The 23,425-nt window shown below is 53.2% G+C and carries 21 protein-coding genes; 16 read left to right on the forward strand and 5 right to left on the reverse strand.

Translation table 11 applies throughout. From position 1 onward, the window contains the following. Window positions 1-19 precede the first annotated feature (19 nt). The 9 genes from M2118_RS07515 to M2118_RS07555 all read left to right on the forward strand — a co-directional run bounded on the left by M2118_RS07515 (window position 20) and on the right by M2118_RS07555 (window position 9,151). Window positions 20-1,543, forward strand: coding sequence for an MFS transporter (locus M2118_RS07515; RefSeq protein WP_280795323.1), 1,524 nt, complete (start codon window positions 20-22; stop codon window positions 1,541-1,543). 208 nt (window positions 1,544-1,751) lie between these two features. Then, window positions 1,752-2,330, forward strand: coding sequence for a carbonic anhydrase (locus M2118_RS07520; RefSeq protein WP_280795324.1), 579 nt, complete (start codon window positions 1,752-1,754; stop codon window positions 2,328-2,330). 80 nt (window positions 2,331-2,410) lie between these two features. After that, complete coding sequence (locus M2118_RS07525) at window positions 2,411-2,812, forward strand: RidA family protein (protein ID WP_280795325.1); 402 nt, start codon at window positions 2,411-2,413, stop codon at window positions 2,810-2,812. A 22-nt stretch (window positions 2,813-2,834) separates the two neighbouring features. Then, complete coding sequence (locus M2118_RS07530) at window positions 2,835-3,308, forward strand: heme-degrading domain-containing protein (RefSeq protein ID WP_280795326.1); 474 nt, start codon at window positions 2,835-2,837, stop codon at window positions 3,306-3,308. 3 nt (window positions 3,309-3,311) lie between these two features. Continuing rightward, a complete protein-coding gene (locus M2118_RS07535) occupies window positions 3,312-3,974 on the forward strand; it encodes a LysE family translocator (protein WP_280795328.1) in 663 nt (220 codons plus the stop codon). A 232-nt stretch (window positions 3,975-4,206) separates the two neighbouring features. Continuing rightward, the gene (locus M2118_RS07540; RefSeq protein ID WP_280795329.1) at window positions 4,207-5,118 is read left to right on the forward strand and encodes a DMT family transporter; all 912 of its coding nucleotides are present in this window, start codon (window positions 4,207-4,209) and stop codon (window positions 5,116-5,118) included. 178 nt (window positions 5,119-5,296) lie between these two features. Beyond that, window positions 5,297-6,730 (forward strand): glyceraldehyde-3-phosphate dehydrogenase, encoded by a 1,434-nt coding sequence (locus tag M2118_RS07545; RefSeq protein ID WP_280795330.1) that lies wholly within the window; start codon window positions 5,297-5,299, stop codon window positions 6,728-6,730. Window positions 6,731-6,740: 10 nt separating this feature from the next. Further along, a complete protein-coding gene (locus tag M2118_RS07550) occupies window positions 6,741-7,685 on the forward strand; it encodes a DMT family transporter (protein WP_280795331.1) in 945 nt (314 codons plus the stop codon). A gap of 8 nt (window positions 7,686-7,693) precedes the next feature. Next, window positions 7,694-9,151, forward strand: a complete 1,458-nt coding sequence (locus M2118_RS07555; RefSeq protein WP_280795332.1) for a cryptochrome/photolyase family protein — start codon at window positions 7,694-7,696, stop codon at window positions 9,149-9,151. 25 nt (window positions 9,152-9,176) lie between these two features. Here M2118_RS07555 and M2118_RS07560 read toward each other — a convergent pair whose 3' ends face one another. Then, the gene (locus M2118_RS07560) at window positions 9,177-10,697 is read right to left on the reverse strand and encodes a DEAD/DEAH box helicase (protein ID WP_280795333.1); all 1,521 of its coding nucleotides are present in this window, start codon (window positions 10,695-10,697) and stop codon (window positions 9,177-9,179) included. A gap of 379 nt (window positions 10,698-11,076) precedes the next feature. Between M2118_RS07560 and M2118_RS07565 the strand changes: the two genes are divergently transcribed. From M2118_RS07565 to M2118_RS07575, 3 genes are all read left to right on the forward strand, one after another. After that, on the forward strand, window positions 11,077-11,562 hold the full coding sequence (locus M2118_RS07565) for an FHA domain-containing protein (RefSeq protein WP_280795334.1): 486 nt from the start codon (window positions 11,077-11,079) through the stop codon (window positions 11,560-11,562). Further along, on the forward strand, window positions 11,562-12,257 hold the full coding sequence (ftsR, locus tag M2118_RS07570) for a transcriptional regulator FtsR (RefSeq protein WP_280795336.1): 696 nt from the start codon (window positions 11,562-11,564) through the stop codon (window positions 12,255-12,257). Before M2118_RS07565 ends, ftsR begins: the two co-directional genes overlap by 1 nt. Window positions 12,258-12,395: 138 nt before the next feature. Then, on the forward strand, window positions 12,396-12,941 hold the full coding sequence (locus tag M2118_RS07575) for a MerR family transcriptional regulator (RefSeq protein WP_110233520.1): 546 nt from the start codon (window positions 12,396-12,398) through the stop codon (window positions 12,939-12,941). 65 nt (window positions 12,942-13,006) lie between these two features. Here the strand turns inward: M2118_RS07575 and M2118_RS07580 are convergent, their stop codons facing one another. From M2118_RS07580 to M2118_RS07590, 3 genes are all read right to left on the reverse strand, one after another. Then, window positions 13,007-13,870, reverse strand: coding sequence for an IS3 family transposase (locus tag M2118_RS07580; RefSeq protein ID WP_280795337.1), 864 nt, complete (start codon window positions 13,868-13,870; stop codon window positions 13,007-13,009). Continuing rightward, the gene (locus tag M2118_RS07585; RefSeq protein ID WP_280795338.1) at window positions 13,867-14,343 is read right to left on the reverse strand and encodes a helix-turn-helix domain-containing protein; all 477 of its coding nucleotides are present in this window, start codon (window positions 14,341-14,343) and stop codon (window positions 13,867-13,869) included. Before M2118_RS07585 ends, M2118_RS07580 begins: the two co-directional genes overlap by 4 nt. A 97-nt stretch (window positions 14,344-14,440) precedes the next feature. Next, entirely contained in the window at window positions 14,441-15,247 is an 807-nt protein-coding gene (locus tag M2118_RS07590; RefSeq protein WP_110233518.1) for a ParA family protein, read from the reverse strand. Between the two features lie 74 nt (window positions 15,248-15,321). Here M2118_RS07590 and M2118_RS07595 point away from each other — a divergent pair, with 74 nt between their 5' ends. The 3 genes from M2118_RS07595 to def all read left to right on the forward strand — a co-directional run bounded on the left by M2118_RS07595 (window position 15,322) and on the right by def (window position 20,624). Further along, window positions 15,322-18,738 (forward strand): pyruvate carboxylase, encoded by a 3,417-nt coding sequence (locus M2118_RS07595; protein WP_280795339.1) that lies wholly within the window; start codon window positions 15,322-15,324, stop codon window positions 18,736-18,738. Window positions 18,739-18,830: 92 nt separating this feature from the next. Then, window positions 18,831-20,120, forward strand: a complete 1,290-nt coding sequence (locus M2118_RS07600; protein WP_280795340.1) for a MinD/ParA family ATP-binding protein — start codon at window positions 18,831-18,833, stop codon at window positions 20,118-20,120. A gap of 12 nt (window positions 20,121-20,132) precedes the next feature. Then, a complete protein-coding gene (def, locus tag M2118_RS07605; RefSeq protein ID WP_280795341.1) occupies window positions 20,133-20,624 on the forward strand; it encodes a peptide deformylase in 492 nt (163 codons plus the stop codon). Here def and M2118_RS07610 read toward each other — a convergent pair. Continuing rightward, complete coding sequence (locus M2118_RS07610; protein ID WP_280795342.1) at window positions 20,621-22,441, reverse strand: AMP-dependent synthetase/ligase; 1,821 nt, start codon at window positions 22,439-22,441, stop codon at window positions 20,621-20,623. The genes def and M2118_RS07610 overlap by 4 nt on opposite strands. 75 nt (window positions 22,442-22,516) lie before the next feature. Here M2118_RS07610 and M2118_RS07615 point away from each other — a divergent pair, with 75 nt between their 5' ends. Further along, window positions 22,517-23,422: an ROK family glucokinase gene (locus M2118_RS07615; RefSeq protein WP_280795343.1), complete on the forward strand. Its 906-nt coding sequence runs from the start codon at window positions 22,517-22,519 to the stop codon at window positions 23,420-23,422. Window positions 23,423-23,425 lie beyond the last annotated feature (3 nt).

Below are 23,425 nucleotides of genomic sequence, written 5' to 3' on the forward strand. Positions count from 1 at the left end.
GACCGATTAGGTTTCTTTCATGTCTCAGACAACCTCGACCGCAACAAAGGCCGGGGGAGTAACCCTTGCGCTGATTTACTTGGGTTTTGTTGCCGCTATTCAGGGTGCCGATCCCAACATCGCTTCCACTGCGTTGTTATCAGCTGGAAAAGATCTGAATTTTGGGTCGCTGGATGCTTTAGCTGCTTCGGTGAGTACCCTCGCCCTTGCGGCAACAGTCATCACCGTCGGAATGTTGGCAGATCGGCTGGGGCGCAAGAAAGTCATCTTCGCCACAATGCTGCTGGTTATTATCGGTGACAGCTTGGTCGCCATCTCTCAAGATCCTGTGATGTATATCCTTGGTCGTGCGTTGACTGGTGTGGGACTAGGCGGTGTCTATGGTGCGTCGTTTGCCTATGTGAAGTACTTCGGTGAGAAGTCAAAGGGTGGCCTAGCGGTAGCTCTCGGAACATTCTCCGCCTCGATTGGTTTCTTCGCTCTGGTGATTACCTTTGCTGGATCAACAATGGTTGGTGTGGGATGGCGCGAGGCGTTCTTGGTTATTCCTGCCGTGACTGCTGCTGCGCTGCTTTTCGGTTTGTTTATCTTGCCTAAAGATGAGAAGTACCCGACTCCTGAGCAGCCCTGGGATGCATTGGGCCAGATCATTCTTGGCCTTGCAGTTGTGGGAACTCTCTATGGCATCTCTCACGCTGCCGATAGCTTGATGTCACCCCTGACAATTGTTCCAATAGTGGTCGGGGTTGGCCTGTTTGTTCTGTTCTACTTCCGTGAACGTTCACAACCAGAAAAGCGATTCTTTCCCATTGTTCTGCTCAAGCACCCCCTGTTCTTGGCTGCCATTGGGGTGGGGTTCCTTTACAACTTCTCAACGGGCTTTGGCTTGCTGTCATTTAGCAACCTTTTTCAGTACCAACTGAATCTCAAGGGACTAGGGCTGTCTTTAGCTCAGCTTCCCTACCTCCTGCTTGCGATTCCGACAGCACTTGTGGTGGGCAAGCTCATCGGCAAAAAGATCGTTACCGTCCAAATGTCTGCACTTATAGGTGCATTCATCGCGGCGGCCGGTGGAGTTCTCTTCGCCGTTACAGCGTTGAGTTCACCTAAGTCAGTCATGGACTACCTTCCTGCATTGATTGTGCTGGGTATTGCTGCTGCGGTTCCTGCGGTCGCCTATGGTGGCATGATTCTCGACGAAGCTGATCCAGAACACTACGGTGTTGTTTCTTCCTCTCGAAGCACGATTGGTCAGTTTTGGTACTCGCTCGGTCTTGCCTCTTCCGCAGTTGTCATTGACTCTCTTGCTCGACTCTACGTTCAGGAGAAACTTGGCTCCACTGCCTTACAGCAGCTCAACACCTGGTCTGCCTCGGGAGCAAAGCCCACCGACACGTCGGTTTTCCCAACCGCTATTGAGGGATTCACTCAAGGATTTGCAGTGTTGATGATCGCCTACGCCATCATTATGGTGCTAGTCGGTTTTTCTGTCCTTATCCTGGGCAACAAGGCAGACAAGCAAAAGGCAGCAGCCGCCTCGTAATATTTGCGTTTATTTACTTCACCAACATGACCTCGGGGAAACCAGAGCCCTTGTTTTTACTGGGTTGAGTGCGTAACAAAGCTGTTTATCGCTGTCATATTTATTCGCATTTCGACATAAAGCGACGTAACAATTCAGATGTCATTACCGTTACAGACACCGGAAGAGAACTTCCGGAATTCTTCCAACACTCACGAGGTAAAGAATCATGTCTGTACTGAACGAAGTACTTGCCGCAAACGAGGCATACGCTGCCGATTTCGGCGCTAAGGGTGAGCTCGCTCTTCCACCAGCGCGTGGATTTGCCATTCTGACGTGCATGGATGCTCGTCTTGATCCCGCAAAGTATGCAGGCTTGAGCGAAGGCGATGCACACGTTATTCGTAACGCTGGCGGACGCGCTTCTGATGACGCAATCCGCTCACTTGTAATCTCCTACAAGCTCCTCGGAACCAAGGAATGGTTCGTGATTCATCATTCGAACTGTGGCATGGAGTTCTTTAACGATGAGGTGATGCGTGGCCTTCTGGCTAATAGCCTTGAAACTGCTGCACTCGGTGCGGAAGGTTTCTATGACGTTGGAACCGGTCCAGGATCTGCAGAGGCAAAGTACATTGACTGGCTGACTATCTCTGACCAGGCTCAGTCTGTAACCGAAGATGTTGCCCGCATCAAGAACCACCCGCTGGTTCCCGCCGGAATTCCTGTGTATGGCTACATCTACGATGTTGTAACCGGTCGCCTCGTCGAAGTTCCTTCTGCGACTGCAGCAGGTATAGCTTCATAGTTCTTTTGGACACAGCACAGACCGCCCCAGACGGATTGGGGCGGTCTGTTGTTTAACCTCAAGCCAGATATCGTTAATCCATGACTTATGAGCGCACCCTTATTTCTTCTGGATCTGTTTACGAACCCGTAGTTGGTTACTCGCGTGCTGTACGAGCAGGGGACTTTGTCTTTATCGCTGGAACCACTGCCGGTGCACCTGAAGGTGCAATTGGAGGAACTGACCCAGCTGCTCAGACCCGCGAAATTTTCAAGCGTATTGCTCTTGCTCTCGAGCAAGCAGGAGCCACATTCGGTGACGTTGTTCGCACTCGCATCTACCTCACCAACATCGCTGACTTTGATGCTGTGGGCAAGGTTCATGGTGAATTCTTCGGGGACATCCGTCCTGCTGCAACCGCTGTTGAAGTAAGTGCTCTTGCAGCACCAGACATGCTTGTCGAAATTGATGTCGACGCCATCATCGGTTCTGCCGCAAAGTAATTCCAGCCACTAGGTTGAGAACATGTCAGATTCTGAACTCCTCGCAGACGTTGCTGAGTTAGAACGTCAATGCGCAGAACTTCGTTTTGACTCATTGAGTCACGAAGATGCTCTGGCGTTAGGTATGGATCTGGCTGCTCGTGCAGAAGAGCGGAACTGGCCACTTGCAGTTTCCGTTTTTCTCGGAGATCAACACGTCTTTAGATATGCCTGCCCTGGAACCACTGCAGAAAATGATGACTGGATTGAGCGCAAGCGCAAGACAGTTTATAAATTCCAAGAATCCTCGTTCTTGGTTGGTCAGCGGTTGATCGCTGAAGGAAAAGAATTTCACGCAGAAACAGGTCTAGATCAGTCCTTTGCTGCACATGGTGGCGGGTTCCCGCTATTCATCGGCGATGTGTTCGTGGGCGCTGTCATTGCCAGTGGGATTCCTCAACAAGATGATCACGCCATAGTCATTGAGGCTTTGAACGCAGCACTCAACGACGAGTAATCCATGTTGGATTACGCTGTCCTGCCAGCATTTCTCGTCTCGGCATTGGTGATCATTCTCTCTCCTGGTGCAGACACCTTTTTGATGTTGCGCTCTACCTTGCGCGGGGGAGTGAAAGCTGGTTTCCTCACCATGCTTGGCATATATGCCGGAATTACTACCCTGTCGATTTTGTTGATCTCAGGGGTTGGTTTGGTTATTGCACGAGCACCAGGCGCATTGTTTTGGCTCAAGATAGTAGGCGCGCTGTATCTGCTGTTCCTTGCAGTGCAATCCCTGCGCGCCGGTATCAAGCTGGTTTCTCAGAACAAGGCCGGAACGTATTCGCCGGTCGATATTGAGGCTGCTGGAGTGAAGGGCAAGGCAGGGCCTTTTGTTCTCGGTTTTCTCACAAACGTGACAAACCCCAAGGTGCTGATCTTTTTCCTTGCGTTCTTCCCGCAGTTCTTAGGTAAGGCAGAAAGTGTTCCGCTTCAGCTGGTTTTCTTATGTCTGATCTTTGTCGTGGTTTCTGCCGTGTGGCTCACTACGTTGGTTTTTGCTGCATCGGCAATGAGAAAGGTGATGACCACCACAGGTTTCACCATTGCCATGGAATTTGTCGTGGCAGGAGTATTTGCTGTGTTGGCCATCACCTTGTTGGTGTCTGGCTTGAGTGTGCACTAGTCACACAGAAGGCTAAACCTCTTTGTAGTTTGCCTTAGCGGTGGCTTTGTCTTTTTTGTCAGCACGCTTTTCTTTGAGCGACTTAGCAGGTGCTGTCTTGCCGCTGCTCTTCTTTATGTTTTTCTCAGCCATGGTCTTTCCCTTCGTAGGGAGCCGCAATGGCTCTTGGGCTGAGCCTACGCCCGAAGTCTGGATGCAAGCCGAACGCGCCCAAGCCTCCTAGAGTGAATAAGTGAACTTCTTCAGCCACAACAAAGCAGACATTCTGCTCCTGGGTGTTGCCGCAGTATGGGGAAGTAGCTACTTAGCAACCAAAGTTCTCACTGAACACGGCAGTGTCTTTGCCATTCTCTCGGCACGTTTCCTTATTGCATCCGTCATCATGTTGGGGGTCTGGGGGATATCCAAGAACCGCCGACTGGACCGGCGTGGATTTCTGATTGGCGTCTTCTTTGGGCTCACCCAAGCTGGAATTCTGAGCTTAGAAACCTGGGGCGTGAAACTCACCAGCGCAACCAATGCCGGCCTCATCATCAGTATGACGATTGTGTTCACGCCCATCTTGGAATCCCTGTGGCTCAAGAAATGGTTGCCACGAAGTTACTTCATCGCCGCCACTGTTGCTGTCGTGGGTGTGTTGTTATTGGTTTCTGGAAACGGATTCCAAACCCCCAACTGGGGCGATGCCCTCATGCTGGGTGCTGCAATTGTGAGGAGCATTCACGTCACAGCGCTGGGGCAACTCACCACGGGTTATAGCTACAGCTCGGTCAGTGTGACTTTTGTGCAGACAGTTGTCTGTGCTGTGGTGTTCACATCAGCTGACGTTCCCGGAGTGATTGCAAGCTATTCAACGTTCACTGCTCTTGATTGGCTCGATCTGTTCTATCTGGCTGCAGCGTGCACCGTGTTCGCCTTCTTGGTTCAGCTCTGGGCTGTCCGCAAGACTTCTGCAGCACGTGTGAGCCTGCTGCTGGGAACAGAGCCTATTTGGGCTGTGGTCATTGGGGTCTTCCTGGGTGCTGAACTATTGGGATGGCTCGGTGTGCTGGGAGCAGTCCTCATTATTGGTGGAAGCTATCGTGCTCAGGGCATTGAACTCAGGCATCGAGTGGTTCCTCTTCTGCCCAACGGTCCTGCCTAGTTCGCCACGCTCCCAAAGGGTGGAAGTAAACACCCGCACTTTGGTGCAGTCTCAATTAGGCTTGAACTACTCCCTCCCCGGAAGACGCAGACGTCCCCGGTACAAACTGAATACCCCAGTCGAACGCTCGAGATAAGCGTGAGGCCTTTTCAACAGTTTCAAGGGAGAACCTCTGGTTATGGCACCACACAATGACGCCACCTGGACCGACCGTCAAGCAGTAGCTGAACAGCTGATCCCGCTGATCGGTGCTTTGTATCGTGACAACGGTGTTGTCACCTCTATTCACGGTCGCCGTCTCATCAACTCGTCGCCTCTGCAGATTGTGAAGGCCCACCGTTATGCCCGTCACGTGGATGGTCAAGAACTCGACATCAATCGCACACTCGAACTTGTTCAGGCCATCGTTGCGCTGAACCCAGGTCCCGCTTCCATCAACGTGGCCGGAATCCTTGCTGATCAGGCAGGTTCTGGAAATTCCATCGCTGACTTTGCTGCCACTGAACTTGCTCCTGTAGCTGGCAAGGGAAAGCCTGCAACTGCAGATGACGCCAAAGACGTGGTTCTCTATGGTTTCGGCCGTATTGGTCGCCTTCTCGCTCGTATTCTCTTGGGTAATGCCGAGAACGGTCGTGGTCCAGTCCTCAAGGCAATCGTTGTTCGTAAGGGTGATGACAAAGACCTCACCAAGCGTGCTTCTCTATTGCGCCGTGACTCTGTGCACGGACCCTTCAATGGCACCATCACCATTGATGAGGAAAAGAATCTGATTATTGCTAATGGCAAGCCCATCCAGGTCATTTACTCCTCTGACCCCACCACCGTGGACTACACCGCGTATGGCATCAAGGACGCCATCTTGGTGGACAACACTGGTCGCTGGCGCGATGAGCCAGGACTTGCTCAGCACCTTGAAGCCAAGGGCATCTCCCGTGTTGTTCTGACCGCGCCAGGCAAGAGCCCCTTGAAGAACGTGGTTTATGGCATCAACCACGACACCATCACGGCAGATGACAAGATCATCACCGCCGCGTCCTGCACCACCAATGCCATCACTCCTGTGCTCAAGGTCATCAACGATGCATACGGCGTTGAATACGGTCACGTTGAGACAGTTCACTCGTATACCAATGACCAGAACCTCATTGATAACTTCCACAAGGGTGACCGCCGTGGTCGCTCGGCAGCAATGAACATGGTTATCACCGAAACTGGTGCTGCTAAGGCAGTGTCCAAGGCTCTACCTGAACTCGAGGGCAAGCTCTCCGGTAACGCCATCCGTGTTCCCACCCCCGACGTTTCGATGGCGATCTTGAACTTGACGCTGGGCAAGGCAGTCGATCGCGACACCCTCAACAAGGTGCTTCGTGATGCTTCATTGAAGTCGAACCTTCGTAACCAGATCGACTACATCGAATCACCTGAAGTTGTTTCAACTGACTTCGTCGGTTCTAACCGCGCCGGAATTGTGGATGGCCTTGCCACCATTGCTAACGGGAAGAACATCATTCTCTACGTTTGGTATGACAACGAGTATGGCTACAGTCACCAGGTTGTTCGTGTGATTCAGGAACTAGCAGGTCTTCACCCGCCAAAGTTCCCTTCTCGCTAGTCTGAGAGCTATGAAAACAACACCCCACGCCAGCTATGGCGGGGGTGTTGTTGCTTTACTGCTTGCCTGCACCTTCTGGGGAACGACTGGGATGGCCGCCAGTTTCATTCCTGGCATCAACCCCATCGTGATCGGCGCCAGCACCATGGGTATTGGTGGGCTTATCTTGGGGGCAACTGCCTTGCCGGGTGTGCGGATGGTCTGGAAGAACATCGGTGCGGTGCCGCTAGTCATTCTGGGCGCCCTCGGCTTGGCTGTGTACAGCACAGTGTTCTACATCGGAATGAGCTGGGCTGGTGTTGCTCTGGGTAACGTCATCGCACTCGGGTCTGCACCGCTTTTTGCGGGGTTGATTGAGTGGGGCGTGGATAAGCAACGCCCCAGTGCTCGCTGGCTTATTGCCACTGCCATCACTGTTGCTGGTGGAGCAATGCTCGTTTCTGGCCGAAACTTTGGCGAAGACGGTGGGGGAGTAGTTCGCGATTCTTCGATGGTGACTCTGGGGATTGTGCTGGCACTCGTTGCAGGCTTTGCCTACGCCCTCTATACCTACATGGCCAACAAGCTCATGAAGCCTCATGCTGATAGACCGCAGGGAATGGGGCACCGTCCCGTCATCTCAACGATTCAGTTGGTTTCAGCAGCGCCTTTGCTCGTTATTTTGATTGCGCTTTTTGTTGCAGATCCTGGTCAATTCCAGAATCAACCTCTTGCTATTCCTGTGATGGCATATCTCGTTCTGTTTCCGACAGCGGTCGGTCACTTACTTCTTGCAGTTGGCTTGGGAGCGATGCCCGCTTCACGTGCTGCGGTTTACACACTCTTTGAACCAGTCGTCGCAGTCGTGATGGCAGTTGTGGTGGTAGGTGAAGTCATTGCACCCATTGGTTGGCTTGGTCTAGTCGTCGTTCTTTTAGGGCTCCTTGTCCTCACGACAGAGTCCCGAAGCCGATGAGGTGGCTGATGGCGGATCAGCTTGGTCCGCACTTTGATGACGGGGGAGAGATTCTTCTCATCGAAGCCAAAGGAGTTCTAGCCAGACGCCCCTATCACTGGGCTAAAGCACATCTCATTCTGAGCGCGCTACGTCATCGACAAGCAGAGCTCGGTTCTCGAGTTCGCTACGTCCGCGCTGATCACTACCGTGATGTGTTGAAGCCTCTCCTGTCTCAAGGTGAGCCGATTGACATGGTGAACCCCACCAGCTGGGGTTCGCGGGCACTCGTTGCCGAACTGGGTATTCCCACAGTTCCTAGTAGAGGGTTTGTCAGTAGCGAAGAATTCTTTGCACAATGGGCACACGGCAAGAAGCTGGGAAGTCTGAAGCTCGAGAATTACTATCGCCATTGGCGGGACTCCACCGGAATCCTGATGGAGGGTCCGCAGCCTGCAGGTGGACAATACAACTACGACCACGACAACAGACAACCACCTCCCAAAGGTGCAATGAACCTCGGTTTACCAGCACAGTGGGCCCCTGTTGAGGATGAGATTGACGCTCAGGTTCGTGCTGATTTGCTGGCGTGGAGCGAAGCTGGCGAAATCAGGCTTCTTGGCCGTGATGGTCCTCGGCGCTTTGCTGCAACACGGGATGAAGCGCTAACGGCGTTGGCAGAATTTGTTGAGACGCGCCTGATGGACTTCGGCCCCTTCGAAGATGCAAGTCTGCAAGGAGATGACGTGATGGCGCATTCCATGCTGAGTGTTCCCATGAACTTAGGTCTTCTTCATCCACAAGAAGTCATAGATGCGTGTGTTGCTGCCTATGATCGCGGAGAAGCGCCCCTGGGGAGCGTGGAAGCGGTAGTTCGACAGATTGCCGGTTGGCGTGATTGGGTGTGGCATCTGTATTGGCACCTTGGTGAGGACTATGCCGACACAAATAACTTCCTCGATGCGAATGTTGATCTGCCAGAACAGTTCTGGGACCTGGACGGTGAAGGTATAGATGCTTCTTGCATGAAACATGTGCTGACAGCAGTAGGCGACAGCGGCTATGCCCACCACATTCAGCGCCTGATGATGTTGGGCAACTGGTCACTGCAGCGTGGGTATAACCCACAGCAACTCAACAACTGGTTTATTGATGCCTTTGTTGATGGGACACCGTGGGTGATGCCCGCCAATGTGATCGGCATGAGTCAGCACGCAGATGGAGGCTTGGTGGCAACCAAGCCCTATTCATCTGGCGGTGCTTACATCAACACCATGACCGACTTTTGTCAGGGGTGTCCTTTCAATCCCAAGATTCGGTTAGGGGAGAATGCCTGCCCATTTACTGCAGGGTATTGGGCGTTCCTTCATCGGGTAGAGCCTAAAATCCGAACAAACCACCGCATGGCTCAGCCCCTTGCGGGGATGCGTAAGCTCAGCGATATAGATGCTGTGGTTCAACAAGAAAAGCTTCGCACTCAGTGGTGAGTGCGAAGCTTTTTGTGGAAAGTGTTTAGCGTCCTTGCGGACGTGCACTGCGTTGGCGCTGACCAGCACCGGTCGGGCGTGACCCTGCGGAAGCAGCTGCACGCTGTCCGCCACCTGCGGCTGAGCCATAGGAGCGAGCTCCGCCGTTTGTGCTGGGCTTGTTTGCCCCGGTACGGCGAGTGCCGTTTTCGTTTGCTGGAGGGCGTCCCGAACGGTCACGAGCGGGCTGGCCATCACGGCCTACGCGCAGCGGGCGACCATTAACGGTTCCGGCAGCTTCGCGTAATGCACGCTTGCGCTGGGCGTTCTTTCCGTTGGAGTTTCCGCCACCACCCTGAGGCTTTGCATCACGCGGTTGTGGCTTGACGTATTCAGCAATTTCACCAGTGAGCTCAAGGACTTCTGGAGAGTTCGCGGTGACCTTCTGGGGAACAACCTGGATGTCTGCCTTCTTCAGAAGCGATGCGAGATCCTTCTGTTGGGTTGGCAGACAAATGGTGACAACGTCACCCTCAGCACCAGCACGAGCCGTGCGGCCAGAGCGGTGCAGGTATGCCTTGTGTTCCATGGGTGGGTCGACGTGAATGACGAGTTCGACATTATCTACGTGAACTCCACGAGCTGCAACGTCTGTGGCGACGAGAACCTTGACGTTACCCTCACCGAATGCAGCGAGGTTGCGGTCACGCTGGGGCTGAGACAGGTTTCCGTGAAGATCGACTGCAGGAATACCTGCGTCGGTTAGAGCCTTGGCCAGCTTCTTGGCATGGTGCTTGGTGCGCATGAACAAGATGCGGCGGCCGGTACCTGAAGCAAGCTTGTAGACAAGGTCCTTCTTGGCATCATTGCCGCTTGTTTCAAACACGTGGTGGGTCATCTGGGCAACGGGGGAGTTAGCCTCGTCTACCGAGTGGAGAACTTCGTTGTGGAGGAACTGGTTAACCAGTTTGTCCACACCGTTATCCAGCGTTGCTGAGAACAGCAGGCGCTGTCCGCCAGTGGGGGTTGCCTTCAAGATCTTGGTAACAATAGGCAGGAAGCCGAGGTCTGCCATGTGGTCAGCCTCGTCGAGTACGGTGATCTCGATGGCATCAAGGTGCAAGAAGCCCTGCTTCATGAGGTCTTCCAGACGACCGGGTGTTGCCACCACGATGTCAACGCCAGCCTTGAGGGCAGCGACCTGACGGGCTTGTGAAATACCACCGAAGATGGTGGTCACACGCAAGTCGTAAGCATCTGCCAGAGGAACCATGGTGTTGGTGATCTGGGTTGCCAGTTCACGGGTGGGTGCCAGAACGAGTCCCAAGGGGCGACCGGGGCGACGACGACCACCAGCAAGGGCGCCACCCAGACGAGCAACCATAGGGATACTAAAAGCCAGAGTCTTACCAGAGCCTGTCTTTCCGCGACCAAGAACGTCACGTCCAGAAAGAGTGTCAGGAAGGGTATCGACCTGTATGGGGAATGGGGAATCAATACCTGCTGCAGTTAATGCTGCAACGAGTGGAGCGGGAACGCCCAGGATGGAGAAAGTCTTTTCAGACATGTGGATTATTACCTTTGAGTAATTTCCCGGCATGCATGGCAACAGCCAATATCAATGAATAGTGAGGTTCCGTATGGAACTGCAGCTCAACATCGAAACCGGGATACATGGCGAAGGCATCTGATGATGCATCCGTTCGCCGAAGAAAAATGTCAACCGATTGAGGTGAGGGAAGCGTTCTATCGACGCAGGGAACGAAACATGTCGTTCACAAGATGTCTTTAGTCTAGCTCATGGCGCTGTTGCGTGGTTTTCCGACTGGTGCTTTCTACTTAATGTCAACTTAACCGGCCTCATTTTCCATCTAATGGTGTTAAAAATTCTCGTGTTTGGTCTGAGGAAAAAGTCCACTAATGTTGACAAGTACGAAAGGGGAAAAGTGAACGATTCACTCAATGGCGATGACGCCACCAACGTCCCCTCTTCGACCCCCGGTCCAGATCAAACTGCCACTTTCTCGCAATCCTTTATTGATCAGGTCAAAGCTTTAGAAGCTGTTGATGTCACTCCGGAAGAGCAGGAAGCCATTGCTTCTCTTCTCAGTGGAAGTGCACTGCTCATTGTTCGCCGTGGCCCAAGCCAGGGAGCTCGCTTCCTGCTTGATGTTGATGTGACCACCTGTGGTCGCCACCCCGACTCTGACATTTTCTTAGATGACGTGACAGTGTCTCGTCGTCACGCCGAGTTCCGTCGCAACGGAGCACAGTTTGAAGTTCGCGACCTCGCATCGCTGAATGGAACCTATTACGAAGGAGAACGCGTGGAACGCCATGCTTTGACAGATGGTGATGAAGTGCAGGTTGGAAAGTTCCACCTCACCTTCTTTGCTTCACGTGTAGACCTGGCTCGAGGTGTTTCGGCGTAATGGCAACAGCAGCACGTAAAGCACCCGCTACCCGCGGCCTGCTCAGCATCGGTCAAGTTCTGGCCAAGGTATCTCCAGATTTCCCAGACCTCACCCCGTCGAAGCTTCGCTTCCTCGAAGAGCAAGGTCTCATCACTCCCGAGCGCACCCCTTCTGGGTACCGTAAATTCTCGGTTGAGCATGTTGATCGTCTTCGTCTGATCCTCACTATGCAGCGCGATCACTACCTTCCCTTGAAGGTTATTCGCACTCACTTGGATGAGATTGATGCAGGTAACACACCTGCGCTTCCAAACGCTCAGAGTTTGTCTGCAGATTCTTTGCTGTCAACACCTACTCGTTACACCCGTGAAGAATTTGTTCGCGCCTGTGGTGCAAGCATGAACTTGCTCCAGGACGCGGTTTCTGCAGGCATGCTTGAACCAGCTGATTCTTATAGTGAAGAGCACATCGTTGTTTTCACTGCTTTGGTAGAACTCCAGCGTTCTGGCATTGAGCCTCGACACCTGAGAACTATGCGTGCTGCTGCTGAGCGAGAGTACTCACTGATCGAGCGCGCATTGGTTCCTGTCAGCCACCGTCAGGATGCGGCAAGCCAGGCACGTTCTATCGAACGAGCACACGAGATTTCCCGCCACATTGAGATCGTTCGTTCTCAGATGTTGCGTCAAGTAATTACCCAGCAATCCCGATAATTTTAGGATTGCGACACGCCCAAGGGCGTGTGATGCTTTAAATCCCAGACACGATTAACAACTGTCTGTAAGTTTGGGGATACAAACTTTCAACAACAACTTGAACTTTAAGGTTGTTGCATTTAGTAAGGGCCGGAAATGAACGAACTGAACCGCAGCGACGACGCTCGCTACGAGCTTGATGTCCTGTTCAGCGACGGTATGCCTGAACGTGACGAGAATGCCGGTTACCGCGGTGCTGAAGCAGCTAAGGCAGCGGGCATCACCTACCGCCAGCTCGACTACTGGGCGCGCACCGAACTTGTTGTTCCCACCGTGCGTGACGCATCAGGATCGGGATCACAGCGTCTCTATGGTTTCCGTGACATCTTGGTTCTCAAGTTGGTCAAGCGTCTTCTCGACACCGGTATTTCTCTCCAGCAGATTCGTGCAGCTGTTGATCAGCTCCGTTCCGCTGGTATTTATGACTTGGCTCAGACCACTCTCATGAGCGATGGCGCGAGCATCTACCTCTGCACCACGAATGACGAAGTTATTGACCTCGTCAGCCGCGGACAGGGTGTATTTGGTATTGCTATTGGCAAAGTCTTGCGCGAAGTTGAGACCAGCTTGGTTGAGATCACCTCAGCTGCAACTGATGCAGCAGATGAGCTTGCAGCTCGTCGTGCGCGCAAGGTTGGTTAGTAGACCACTACAGACTTAACGAAGAAAGCCCCCGCATGATGAACTGAACCCCTTTATTGGGACAGTTAATGAGGAGTCGGCTTCAAGTCTCTAATGGTCTGAGTTCGGTAGTCAACCGGACTCAGGCCATTGAGCTTTAACTGGACCCTTTCGTGGTTGAACCAGTGAATGTATTTCTCTAGTTCTGCCTTGAACTGGGTCATGTTTGTGAATGTGTGTTGACGTAGGAATTCTTCTTTGAAGTGTCCGAAGAAGTTTTCTGCAACGGCATTGTCGAGGCAGTTACCTTTGCGTGACATTGATTGAGTAATGCCGCGTTGTTTCAACGCTTGTTGATATCTGATGTGTTGGTAATGCCATCCCTGATCTGAATGCATTACCAACCCAGTGCCAGGCTTCAACTGAGCAAAAGCCTTCTCCAACATTCCCGTGACCAGACCCATCACTGGCGAGGGAGCCAGTTCATAAGAGATCACTTCCCGGTTGAATAAATCGATCACCGGTGAGAGATATTGCTTCTGGCCAAGAACATAAAACTCTGTAACGTCCGTGACCCACTTCTTTGCAGGCTGACCTGCATCAAAGTTTCTCGCCAACACGTTCGGTGCCGCCTTGCCGACCTCGCCCCGGTAGGACTTGTATTTCTTGCGTCTTCGAACTTGGCATGTGCGGCCCTCTTGCCGCATCAGCTTCAACACCGTCTTCCCACTCAACTGGATGCCATGCTTAGCCGCAAGAACGGCGCGAATGCGCCGATATCCATACGATTTGTAGGAATTATCAAACACGTCATGAAGCAGCGGTCGAAGCTGCTCATAACGATCCTGTGGCGTGTGTGAACGGTGGCGATAGTAGGTGGAAGCAGAAAGCCCCACCGCCTTCAAAACAGCTCGCGTGGGGAATTTGTGCTCCAGCTCAGAAACGATCACAGACCGGACAGACGTCGATCTTCCTCCTGGGCTAGAGCCACCCATTTTTTTAGAATCTCGTTCTCCATCTCCAAAAACGCAAGCCTCTGCTCAAGCGTTTCCGGACGAGAGTCTTTCCGCGGTCGCCCTATAGCTTTCGCCGAAAAAATCTCAGGACCGCCTTCACGATAAGCCGAGATCCATTTGGTTAACATGCCTCGATTAGAAATCTCAAACTCGGCAACAACCTCAGTTTTTGAAGCACCAGCGAGAAACTTCTCAACCGCAGCAACCTTCACCGCTGCCGGATAGAACTTCTTTCCCATAACTGTCGAGTCTAAAAGTCGACCCTGCAAATATCGATCCTGCCAATGCCGAACCGAATCCAGATTCAAACCCAAATGCGACGCAACAGCTTTATAACCAAAACCCGCATCGAAAAGCTTGGCAGCTTCGATGCGGGTTTCGAGTGAATGAATAACCTTGCGGTCCATGAACTAATCCCTTCAAAGTAGAGACTCTTAATTACGAGTCCCACTTTTGGGGTTCAGTTCAATGAGCGGGGGCTTTCTTGTTGTCAACGAATGTCGGCTATGACTTGGGGGCGTATTCGCCGATTTTTCCAGCGCGAGAGATGCGGTTGAGCAACTGATCAAAGTTGCGTGCCATATCTGCAGCTGCTTCGCCTGGCCAAGCGTGTACGGGACGTGCTGCGCCCTGTGCCTGTTGAAGCGAAGTGCGCTCGGGCAACTGTGGCTGAAGAACAAGAGGCCCAAACATGTCGCGAAGTTCCTGAATGCGGAACTGGTGTTCTAGGGACTGTGCGCGGACACGGTTGATGATCAAACCGAGTGGCTGCAGACGGGGGCTGAGTCCTCGACGGACTTCTTCAATGGCGCGCAATGCGCGGTCCGCTGCTGCAACGGAGAACAAACCTGGTTCGGTCACGACTACTACACGGTCAGAAGCCGCCCACGCGGTCCTGGTGAGCGCATTAAGGCTTGGAGCACAGTCGATAAGGACGAGGTCGTATTCGTCCTCTACAGTCGCTAGAGCCTCTTCTAGGCGCCACACTTCACGTGCTGTGGGGTGAGGGCCATCAAAGTTGACTGCTGAAGGGCTTCCGATCATGACATCAATGGGTGCATGTCCAGGAGCAGACCAGCCCGCAGGAGCAATTGCCTGACGAACGGTCTTGAGCTTGGGGTTAGCCAATACATCAGCAACGTTGAGATGATCGCGGGTATCAACGCCGAGACCAGTAGAAACGTCGGACTGGGGGTCAAAATCGACCACGAGAGTGCGCAAATTGGCGGCGAACGCAGCGGATGCCAAACCGAGGGTGACCGTTGTTTTACCAACGCCACCCTTCAGGGAGCTAATACTGACGACGTGCATTAGCACCACGATACCTTCTGTAGGCTGGGAGTACCTAACTACGAACCGATGCTGGCGGCATTCGAAGGGGTCATATGTTCAAGAAAATCCTGGTTGCAAACCGTGGCGAAATCGCCATCCGCGCCTTTCGTGCGGCTGTAGAGCTCGGAGCCAAGACAGTTGCTGTTTTCCCTGAGGAAGACCGCAGTTCTCTGCACCGCCAGAAGGCGGATGAGGCTTACCAGATCGGTGAACCAGGTCATCCTGTTCGAGCATATTTGGATGTTTCCGAGATCATTCGTGTGGCCAAACTATCCGGCGCAGACGCGATCTACCCAGGTTATGGATTTCTGTCTGAAAACCCTGAACTAGCACAGGCAGCAGCAGATAACGGCATTACCTTCATCGGACCTCCTGCCCGCGTATTGGAAATGGCGGGAAATAAGGTCACGGCTAAGGATCACGCCATTGCGGCCGGTGTTCCCGTTTTGAAGTCCACTCAGGCAACCACTGATATTGATCACTTGCTTTCGGAAGCAGCTGATATTGGATTCCCCATCTTCGCCAAGGCCGTAGCCGGTGGTGGTGGACGTGGCATGCGTCGCGTGGAAACCATGGACGAACTTCGCCCCGCACTTGAAGCTGCAATGCGCGAAGCAGAAAGCGCTTTCGGCGATGGACGCATGTTCCTCGAGCAGGCTGTTCTTCGTCCTCGCCACATTGAAGTTCAGATTTTGGCTGATAGCCAGGGCGAAACTATTCACCTTTTTGAGCGCGACTGCTCAGTGCAGCGTCGCCACCAGAAGGTAGTGGAGATTGCTCCTGCTCCGAACATTTCGGACGAACTGCGAGCAGATCTGCACCGCGATGCCATCGCATTCGCCCGTTCTATTGGCTACCAGAACGCAGGAACCGTAGAGTTCCTCGTTGACACTGCAGGCGAGCGGGCGGGTCAGCATGTTTTCATTGAGATGAACCCTCGCATCCAGGTTGAGCACACCGTGACTGAAGAGGTCACCGACGTTGACCTCGTGCAGTCACAGATGCGCATTGCTGCAGGGGAGTCCCTCGACGACCTCGGTCTGCACCAGGAAAGCATTCACGTACGTGGTTTTGCTCTTCAGTGCCGCATCACCACCGAAGACCCTTCGCAAGGATTCCGCCCCGACACGGGCAAAATCACCACCTACCGCTCACCCGGTGGAGCAGGTATCCGTCTTGATGGTGGAACCGTCAGCCCAGGCTCGCAAATCAGTCCCCACTTCGACTCCATGCTGGTGAAGCTCACCTGTCGTGGCCGTACATACACTGCTGCGGTTGACCGCTCACGTCGTGCTTTGGCGGAATTCCGTATTCGTGGTGTCTCTACCAACATTCCGTTCCTACAGGGTGTCCTCGATGACGAGCAATTCAAGGCCGGAGACCTCTCCACTAGCTTTATCGATGAGCGTCCTCACCTGCTCACCGGTCGTGAGTCCAAGGACCGTGGAACCAAGATCCTCAACTGGGTTACTGATGTCACGGTCAACAAGCCCAATGGTCCACGACCTGCTGGTGCTGACCCAATGGCAAAGCTGCCACGTATTGACCTGAGTATTCCTGCTCCTTCTGGTAGCCGCCAGGCACTTCTCGAATTGGGTCCCAAGGGATTTGCTCAGGCATTGCGCCAGCAGAAAGCTGTTGCTGTCACGGAAACAACCTTCCGCGATGCGCACCAGTCCCTTCTGGCCACGCGTGTTCGCACTAAAGACCTCGTCAACGTTGCTCCCTATGTTGCGCGTATGACTCCTCAGCTTCTCTCGGTTGAAGCATGGGGTGGTGCAACCTATGACGTTGCTCTTCGTTTCCTCGGTGAAGATCCTTGGGATCGTCTCGCAAAGTTGCGTGAAGCACTTCCCAACGTCGCTATCCAGATGCTTCTTCGTGGACGCAACACAGTGGGATACACCCCGTATCCAGAAGAAGTCACCAAGGCTTTCATTCAGGAAGCTGCTGCTACTGGCGTTGACATCTTCCGCATCTTTGATGCGCTGAATGATGTCAACCAGATGCGCCCTGCTATCGAAGCTGTACTGGAAACTGGCACAACCGTTGCGGAAGTAGCTGTCTGCTACACCGGCAACTTGCTGGATCCAGCAGAAGACAAGTACACCTTGGATTACTACCTTGGACTTGCCGACGAGATTGTGGCTGCAGGAGCACACATTCTTGCGATCAAGGACATGGCTGGATTGCTCCGCCCTGCTGCCGCGGCCAAGCTTGTTGCTGCTTTCCGTGAGCGTTTTGACCTTCCCGTCCACGTTCACACTCACGACACTGCAGGTGGTCAGCTTGCAACACTGCTCGCTGCTGCTGCTGCCGGCGCTGACGCTGTTGACGTTGCATCTGCGCCCATGTCCGGAACCACGAGCCAGCCCAGTGCCTCTGCTCTTGTTGCAGCATTGGCCAACACTGAGCGCGACACCGGTTTGAACCTGGACAACGTGTGTGACCTCGAGCCCTACTGGGAAGCTGTTCGCAACATTTACAAGCCATTTGAGTCAGGTCTACCTGCACCAACTGGCCGTGTGTACCACCACGAAATCCCCGGTGGCCAGCTCTCCAACCTGCGCCAGCAGGCTATTGCGCTGGGCCTCGCCGATGATTTCGAACTTGTCGAAGACATGTATGCCGCTGCGAACAAGATCCTGGGCCGCGTACCCAAGGTGACTCCCTCTTCCAAGGTTGTGGGCGACCTCGCGTTGCATTTGGCAGCGGTCAAGGCAGACCCTGCAGACTTCGAGGCTAACCCTCAGAAGTACGACATTCCTGACTCGGTCATTGGCTTTATGGCTGGCGAACTGGGAGACATCCCGGGTGGATGGCCTGAGCCTTTCCGCACCAAGGTTCTTGAGGGTAAGACCATCAACATTCAGGTTGCTCCGCTCACAGAAGAAGACCACGCTGGCTTGGCTGGTGGATCGGCTTCACGTCGGTCAACCCTGAACCGTTTGCTCTTCCCCGTTCCCACCAAGGCATTCGAACAGGTTCGTGAGACTTATGGTGATGTTTCTGTTCTCGACACAGTGGACTACCTCTACGGTTTGGAATCTGGCAGCGAGCACGTTGTTGATCTCGGCCGTGGTGTTCGTCTCTATGTAGGGCTCGAAGCCATTGGTGGAGTAGACCCCAAGGGTATGCGCACGGTCATGACGACACTCAATGGTCAGCTCCGTCCTGTCTTTGTTCGTGACCGCTCTGTCGAAATCAGCACCAAGAGTGCAGAGAAGGCAGATCTCACTGAAGCCGGACACGTCGCAGCGCCATTCGCTGGTGTTGTCACGGTCAAGGTTGAAGCTGGACAGACCGTAGCTGCAGGAGACCCTGTCGCATCCATCGAAGCTATGAAGATGGAAGCGGCGATCACTGCAACCATCACAGGTCGTGTGGAGCGAGTGTCTTTCCAGAAGTCTCAGCAGGTTGAAGCTGGTGACCTCATCGTGGTCATCACTCCAATTACTCCTGCGAACTAGTCGCCCTAGTCAACGAAGGTTCCTATTCCCCGAACAGGGGAGGGAGAATTCGGTAGACTCACACAGTTACACCACGACTGAAGGATTATTGAGTGAGCACGGAAGAACCACAGAAAGCAGTAAAAAAGCCTGCTGGTAAGAAGTCCACAGGAGTAAAGAAAGAATCTCCTGAGCGCATTTCAGACGTAACAGCAGCTGCTCCACGAGATGTTGAGCAGGCACCAGAGGTTTCGACCATCAGTCTTCCTGCTATTCCGGTTTCGCTCACCAGCTCAACTGAAGCCGACATGGAAGCATCATTGCGTGCTGTGTTCAGTGGTGAAAACCCCACCGTTTCTGTTCCTGAGGAACCCGTTGTCATCGCTGAGGTTGACGAAGTAGTAGTTGAAGTTGAGTCTGTTGATACCGGCTCTCTTCCCACTCGTCGTGATCGTCTTTCAGGCGAGCCTGCAACTAAGCCTGAGCCCGTTTCCATGCTCACTCCTGAGCGTGTACTTGATGCAAAGAAGAAGCGCGACAAACCAACCGAAGGCTGGAACAAGTTCGTCTATGACATCACTTTCCACGGTGTGAACCTTGGGGACTCTCCTCTGACACGTCACCGTAAAGCCTTGGACGCGAGCATTGGCCGTCCCCTCACCGGTGGCACCAAGTTTGTCCCAGTGCTGACACGTAAGGGCGGTGTGGGGAAAACCACCACCACAACCCTGCTGGGTATGGCTATGGCACTTGTTCGCGAAGACCGCGTTCTTGCCATCGACGCTAATCCTGACCGTGGAACTCTTGCTGAGCGTTTCAACAAGACCACAGAGAAGACAGTCCGTGACTTGGTCAATGATGCAGCAAAAATCCTCACGTTCAATGATTTTTCTGAATACGTCAACCGCGATAAGACACGTTTAGATGTCTTAGCGTCAGATACTGACCCTTTCCTTTCGGAAGCATTTGGCGCCAACGATTACAACATCGTCTCTGACCTTGCTAGCCGCTATTACTCGATTGCCTTGACTGACTGTGGAACCGGAATTATCCACTCGGTAATGGGCGCAACACTCAAGCGTGCTGATGGCTTGGTCATCGTCTCTGGCGGCTCCTTCGACGAAGCTCGATTGGCTTCTGAGACACTGACCTGGCTTGAATCGAACGGTTATGGTGATCTGGTCAAGAACTCGATTGTGGCCATTAACACGGCGACTCAAGGAACTAACTTGATCAAGCTTCGTGAGATTGAAGATCACTTCAAGTCTCGTGTGCGCGAGACAGTTCGTATTCCTTATGACGCCATGCTTGCTGCTGGTTCCTACATCGACTTCAAGAAGCTCAAGCCTGAAACACAGGAAGCAGCCCGCCAGCTCGCTTCTCTGGTTGTTGACGGCCTCTAAGCCTTCACCATCATGACCGAACGTCCCATTCGGATCTTTGGGGATCCCGTCCTCAAGACTCCCACGGAAGAGATTCTGGTTATCGACGAGAAAATTCGTTCTCTCGTTGAAGATCTGATTGATTCAGTCAAAATTCCTGGGCGTGCAGGAGTAGCTGCAACACAAATTGGTGTGGGACTTCGGGCTTTCAGCTACAACGTTCATGGTGACATTGGCTACATCTTGAACCCTCATGTCGTTGAGACCAGCGGGGAGCTCGAGCTCGTCGAGGAGGGCTGCTTGAGTGTTCCCAACCTGTGGTTCAAGACCCCTCGTTACCCTTACGCAAAGGTCGAAGGAATCGATCTCGAGGGCAACCAAGTCGTTCTAGAAGGTGAAGGCCTCATGGCGCAGGCACTGCAGCATGAATGTGACCACTTAGATGGTCTGGTGTATCTGGACCGTTTGGATCAGCCCACGCGTAAAGAAGCGATGCGCCAGGTTCGCGAAAGCGACTGGTTTTAGTCAACAGCTCCTGAAGCGCCGGCATACATTCCTTCAATTTCGCTAGCAAAGTCCTTCACGATGACATTGCGCTTGATGCTCATCTTGGGAGTCAGGTGACCTGATTCTTCAGTGAACTGAATGGGCAAAATAGCGAATTTGCGTATGGATTCTGCTCGAGAAACCCGAGCGTTAGCGCGGTCAACAGCTGCTTGAACTTCCGCAATAATCGCGGGGTTGGTTGCTGCTTCAGCAATGCTCATGCTGGGATCCATTTTGTTGTTAGTCAGCCACATGGGCAGCATTTCAGGATCCAGAGTGATCAGAGCAGAGATGAATGGCTTGGCGTCACCAACGGCAACAACCTGACTAATCACTGGGTTGGCGCGAATCGGGTCTTCCAAGTAAGCGGGTGCAACGTTCTTTCCACCAGCGGTGACAAGAATTTCTTTCTTGCGTCCCGTGATGGTGATGTATCCGTCTTTATCGATTTCTCCGATGTCACCGGTCTTGAACCAGCCGTCATGGAATGTATCGGCAGTTGCTTGAGGGTTCTTCCAGTATTCCTTGAAGACGTTGATACCAGCGGCTTCAATTTCACCATCTTCTCCTAGGCGGACAGAGCAGCCAGGAAGAGCTGGTCCAACCGTGCCAATCACAAACTTGGAAGGCAGGTTGATAGAAATAGGTGCCGTTGTTTCGGTGAGGCCATAGCCCTCCAGAACAACAAGACCAAGTGCGTGGTAGAAGTGACCTAAACGGTCACCCAGCGGCGCAGAACCACTGATGGCGTAGGTGCAGCGGCCACCGAGAGCTGCGCGGAGCTTGGAAAGTACCAACTTATCCAGAACTGCAAACTTCAGCTTGAGGCCCAGAGGAATGTGCCCAGCCATCTCTGCCTTGGAATATTCAATGGCAGTCTTCGCGGCAGCACGGAAGATGTTTCCCTTGCCGCCTGCTTCGGCCTTCTGTTCTGCTGAGTTGTAGACCTTCTCGAACACTCGGGGGACTGCGAGCAGGAACGAGGGCTTGAAGGACTGCATAGCGGGTAGAAGCTGAGAAGTGTCTCCCTGGTGACCAACCTTTACGCCACCTTCAATGGCGAGGATGGAAATAAAGCGAGCAAAGATGTGGGCCGTAGTAATAAACAGCAGGGTGGAAGCTTGGGGGTTAACCACCTCGGGGACAGCAGCGCGGGCATTGCGTGAAAGCTCCAAAAAGTTGGAGTGTGTCAACACGCAGCCCTTGGGCTTGCCGGTCGAACCCGAGGTGTAAATCAGAGTAGCGAGGTCGCTGCCGTGGAGAGAGGAACGACGTTCTTCAACTTCTTCGTCAGAGATTTTGGTACCTGAGATGACGAGAGCATCGAGATCCCCAGCATCGATCTGCCAAACGGATTGAACATAAGGAGCATCGGAGCGGATTTCTTCAAAACGCTTGAGGTGATCAGGGGTTTCCACGATCAACGCAACAGCTTCAGAATCTTCCAAAATCCACTGAATCTGGCTCGAAGCACTTGTTTCGTAAATGGGCACGAGTGCAGCGCCTGCAAACCACATGGCAAAGTCAACGAGAGTCCACTCATAACGTGTCTTACACATCAGGCCAACGCGGTCGCCTGGCTTAATTCCCTGGGAAATGAATCCCTTCGCAAGGGCAATCACTTGTTCTAGGAACTCGGAGGACGTGACATCCTTCCAACCGCCATCTACGGGAAGTGAGAAGAGAGCTCCATTGGGAGTTTCACGCACTCGATCAAGCAGAACTTGGGTGGTATTTGCCGATGGCTCAGCGAGGACTAAAGCTGGGGTATCGAATTGAACGACACTGGAAACCATGGCAACTCCTTCGGTGTTAACTACACTTTAGTAGTCCCACCATTCCCTCCGTCTACCCTCTTCTAGGAGTTTCCTGTGTATTCCATCGGTATCGATATTGGGGGGACCAAAATCGCCGGGGCATTGGTCAATTTGCAGGGTGAAATTGTCTCCCAAACGCAAGTTCCTTCCCCCGCGCATAGCGCCAATGAGATGGAAGATGCCATCGTCGGGATCATCCAAGAGCTCAGCGCAGGTAACCCTGTCATTGCTGCAGGTGTCGCGGCGGCAGGATTTATCGATGCAGCGCAATCAACGGTGTATTACGCCCCAAACATTGCCTGGCGCAATGAGCCACTGAAAGAGAAGCTTGAAGCCAGAATTGACCTTCCCATTGTCATTGAAAATGATGCCAACGCAGCAGGTTGGGCTGAGTATCGCTTCGGCGCTGGAAAATCATTCACCCACATGACGATGTTGACCATCGGAACAGGTGTTGGCGGGGCCATCATTGCTAATGGCGAGCTGTTCACTGGTGGTTTTGGGGCGGGCGCTGAGCTGGGGCATCTACGCGTTGTGCCTGACGGCTTGGAGTGTGGATGCGGTCAGCGTGGCTGTATTGAGTCATATGGCTCCGGACGCGCTCTGCTGCGCTATCTCCGTGAAGAAACCGGCAAACACGATCTCAGCGCTGACGAGGGTAAGAAATTGCTTGAAAACGGTGATCCTGCAGCTTGGAGGGCCGTAGGGACCTTGGGCAGGTGGATGGGAATTGCATGCGCAAGTCTGTCTGCTGTGCTGGATCCACAGGTTTATGTCATTGGCGGGGGAGTTGCGGCTGCAGGTGACCACCTTCTTTCTCCGATTCGTGATTCATTCTTGGCTCATGTCTCAGCCAAGGGTTACCACCCTGAACCTGAATTCCGCATTGCTGAGCTTGTTAATGATGCCGGAGTGGTCGGCGCAGCAGACCTTGCGCGCAAGCACGCTGAAAAGCTCTAGCGG

This window comes from Aurantimicrobium minutum (assembly GCF_029892845.1).
In the GTDB taxonomy this organism is placed as follows: Bacteria; Actinomycetota; Actinomycetes; order Actinomycetales; family Microbacteriaceae; genus Aurantimicrobium; species Aurantimicrobium minutum_B.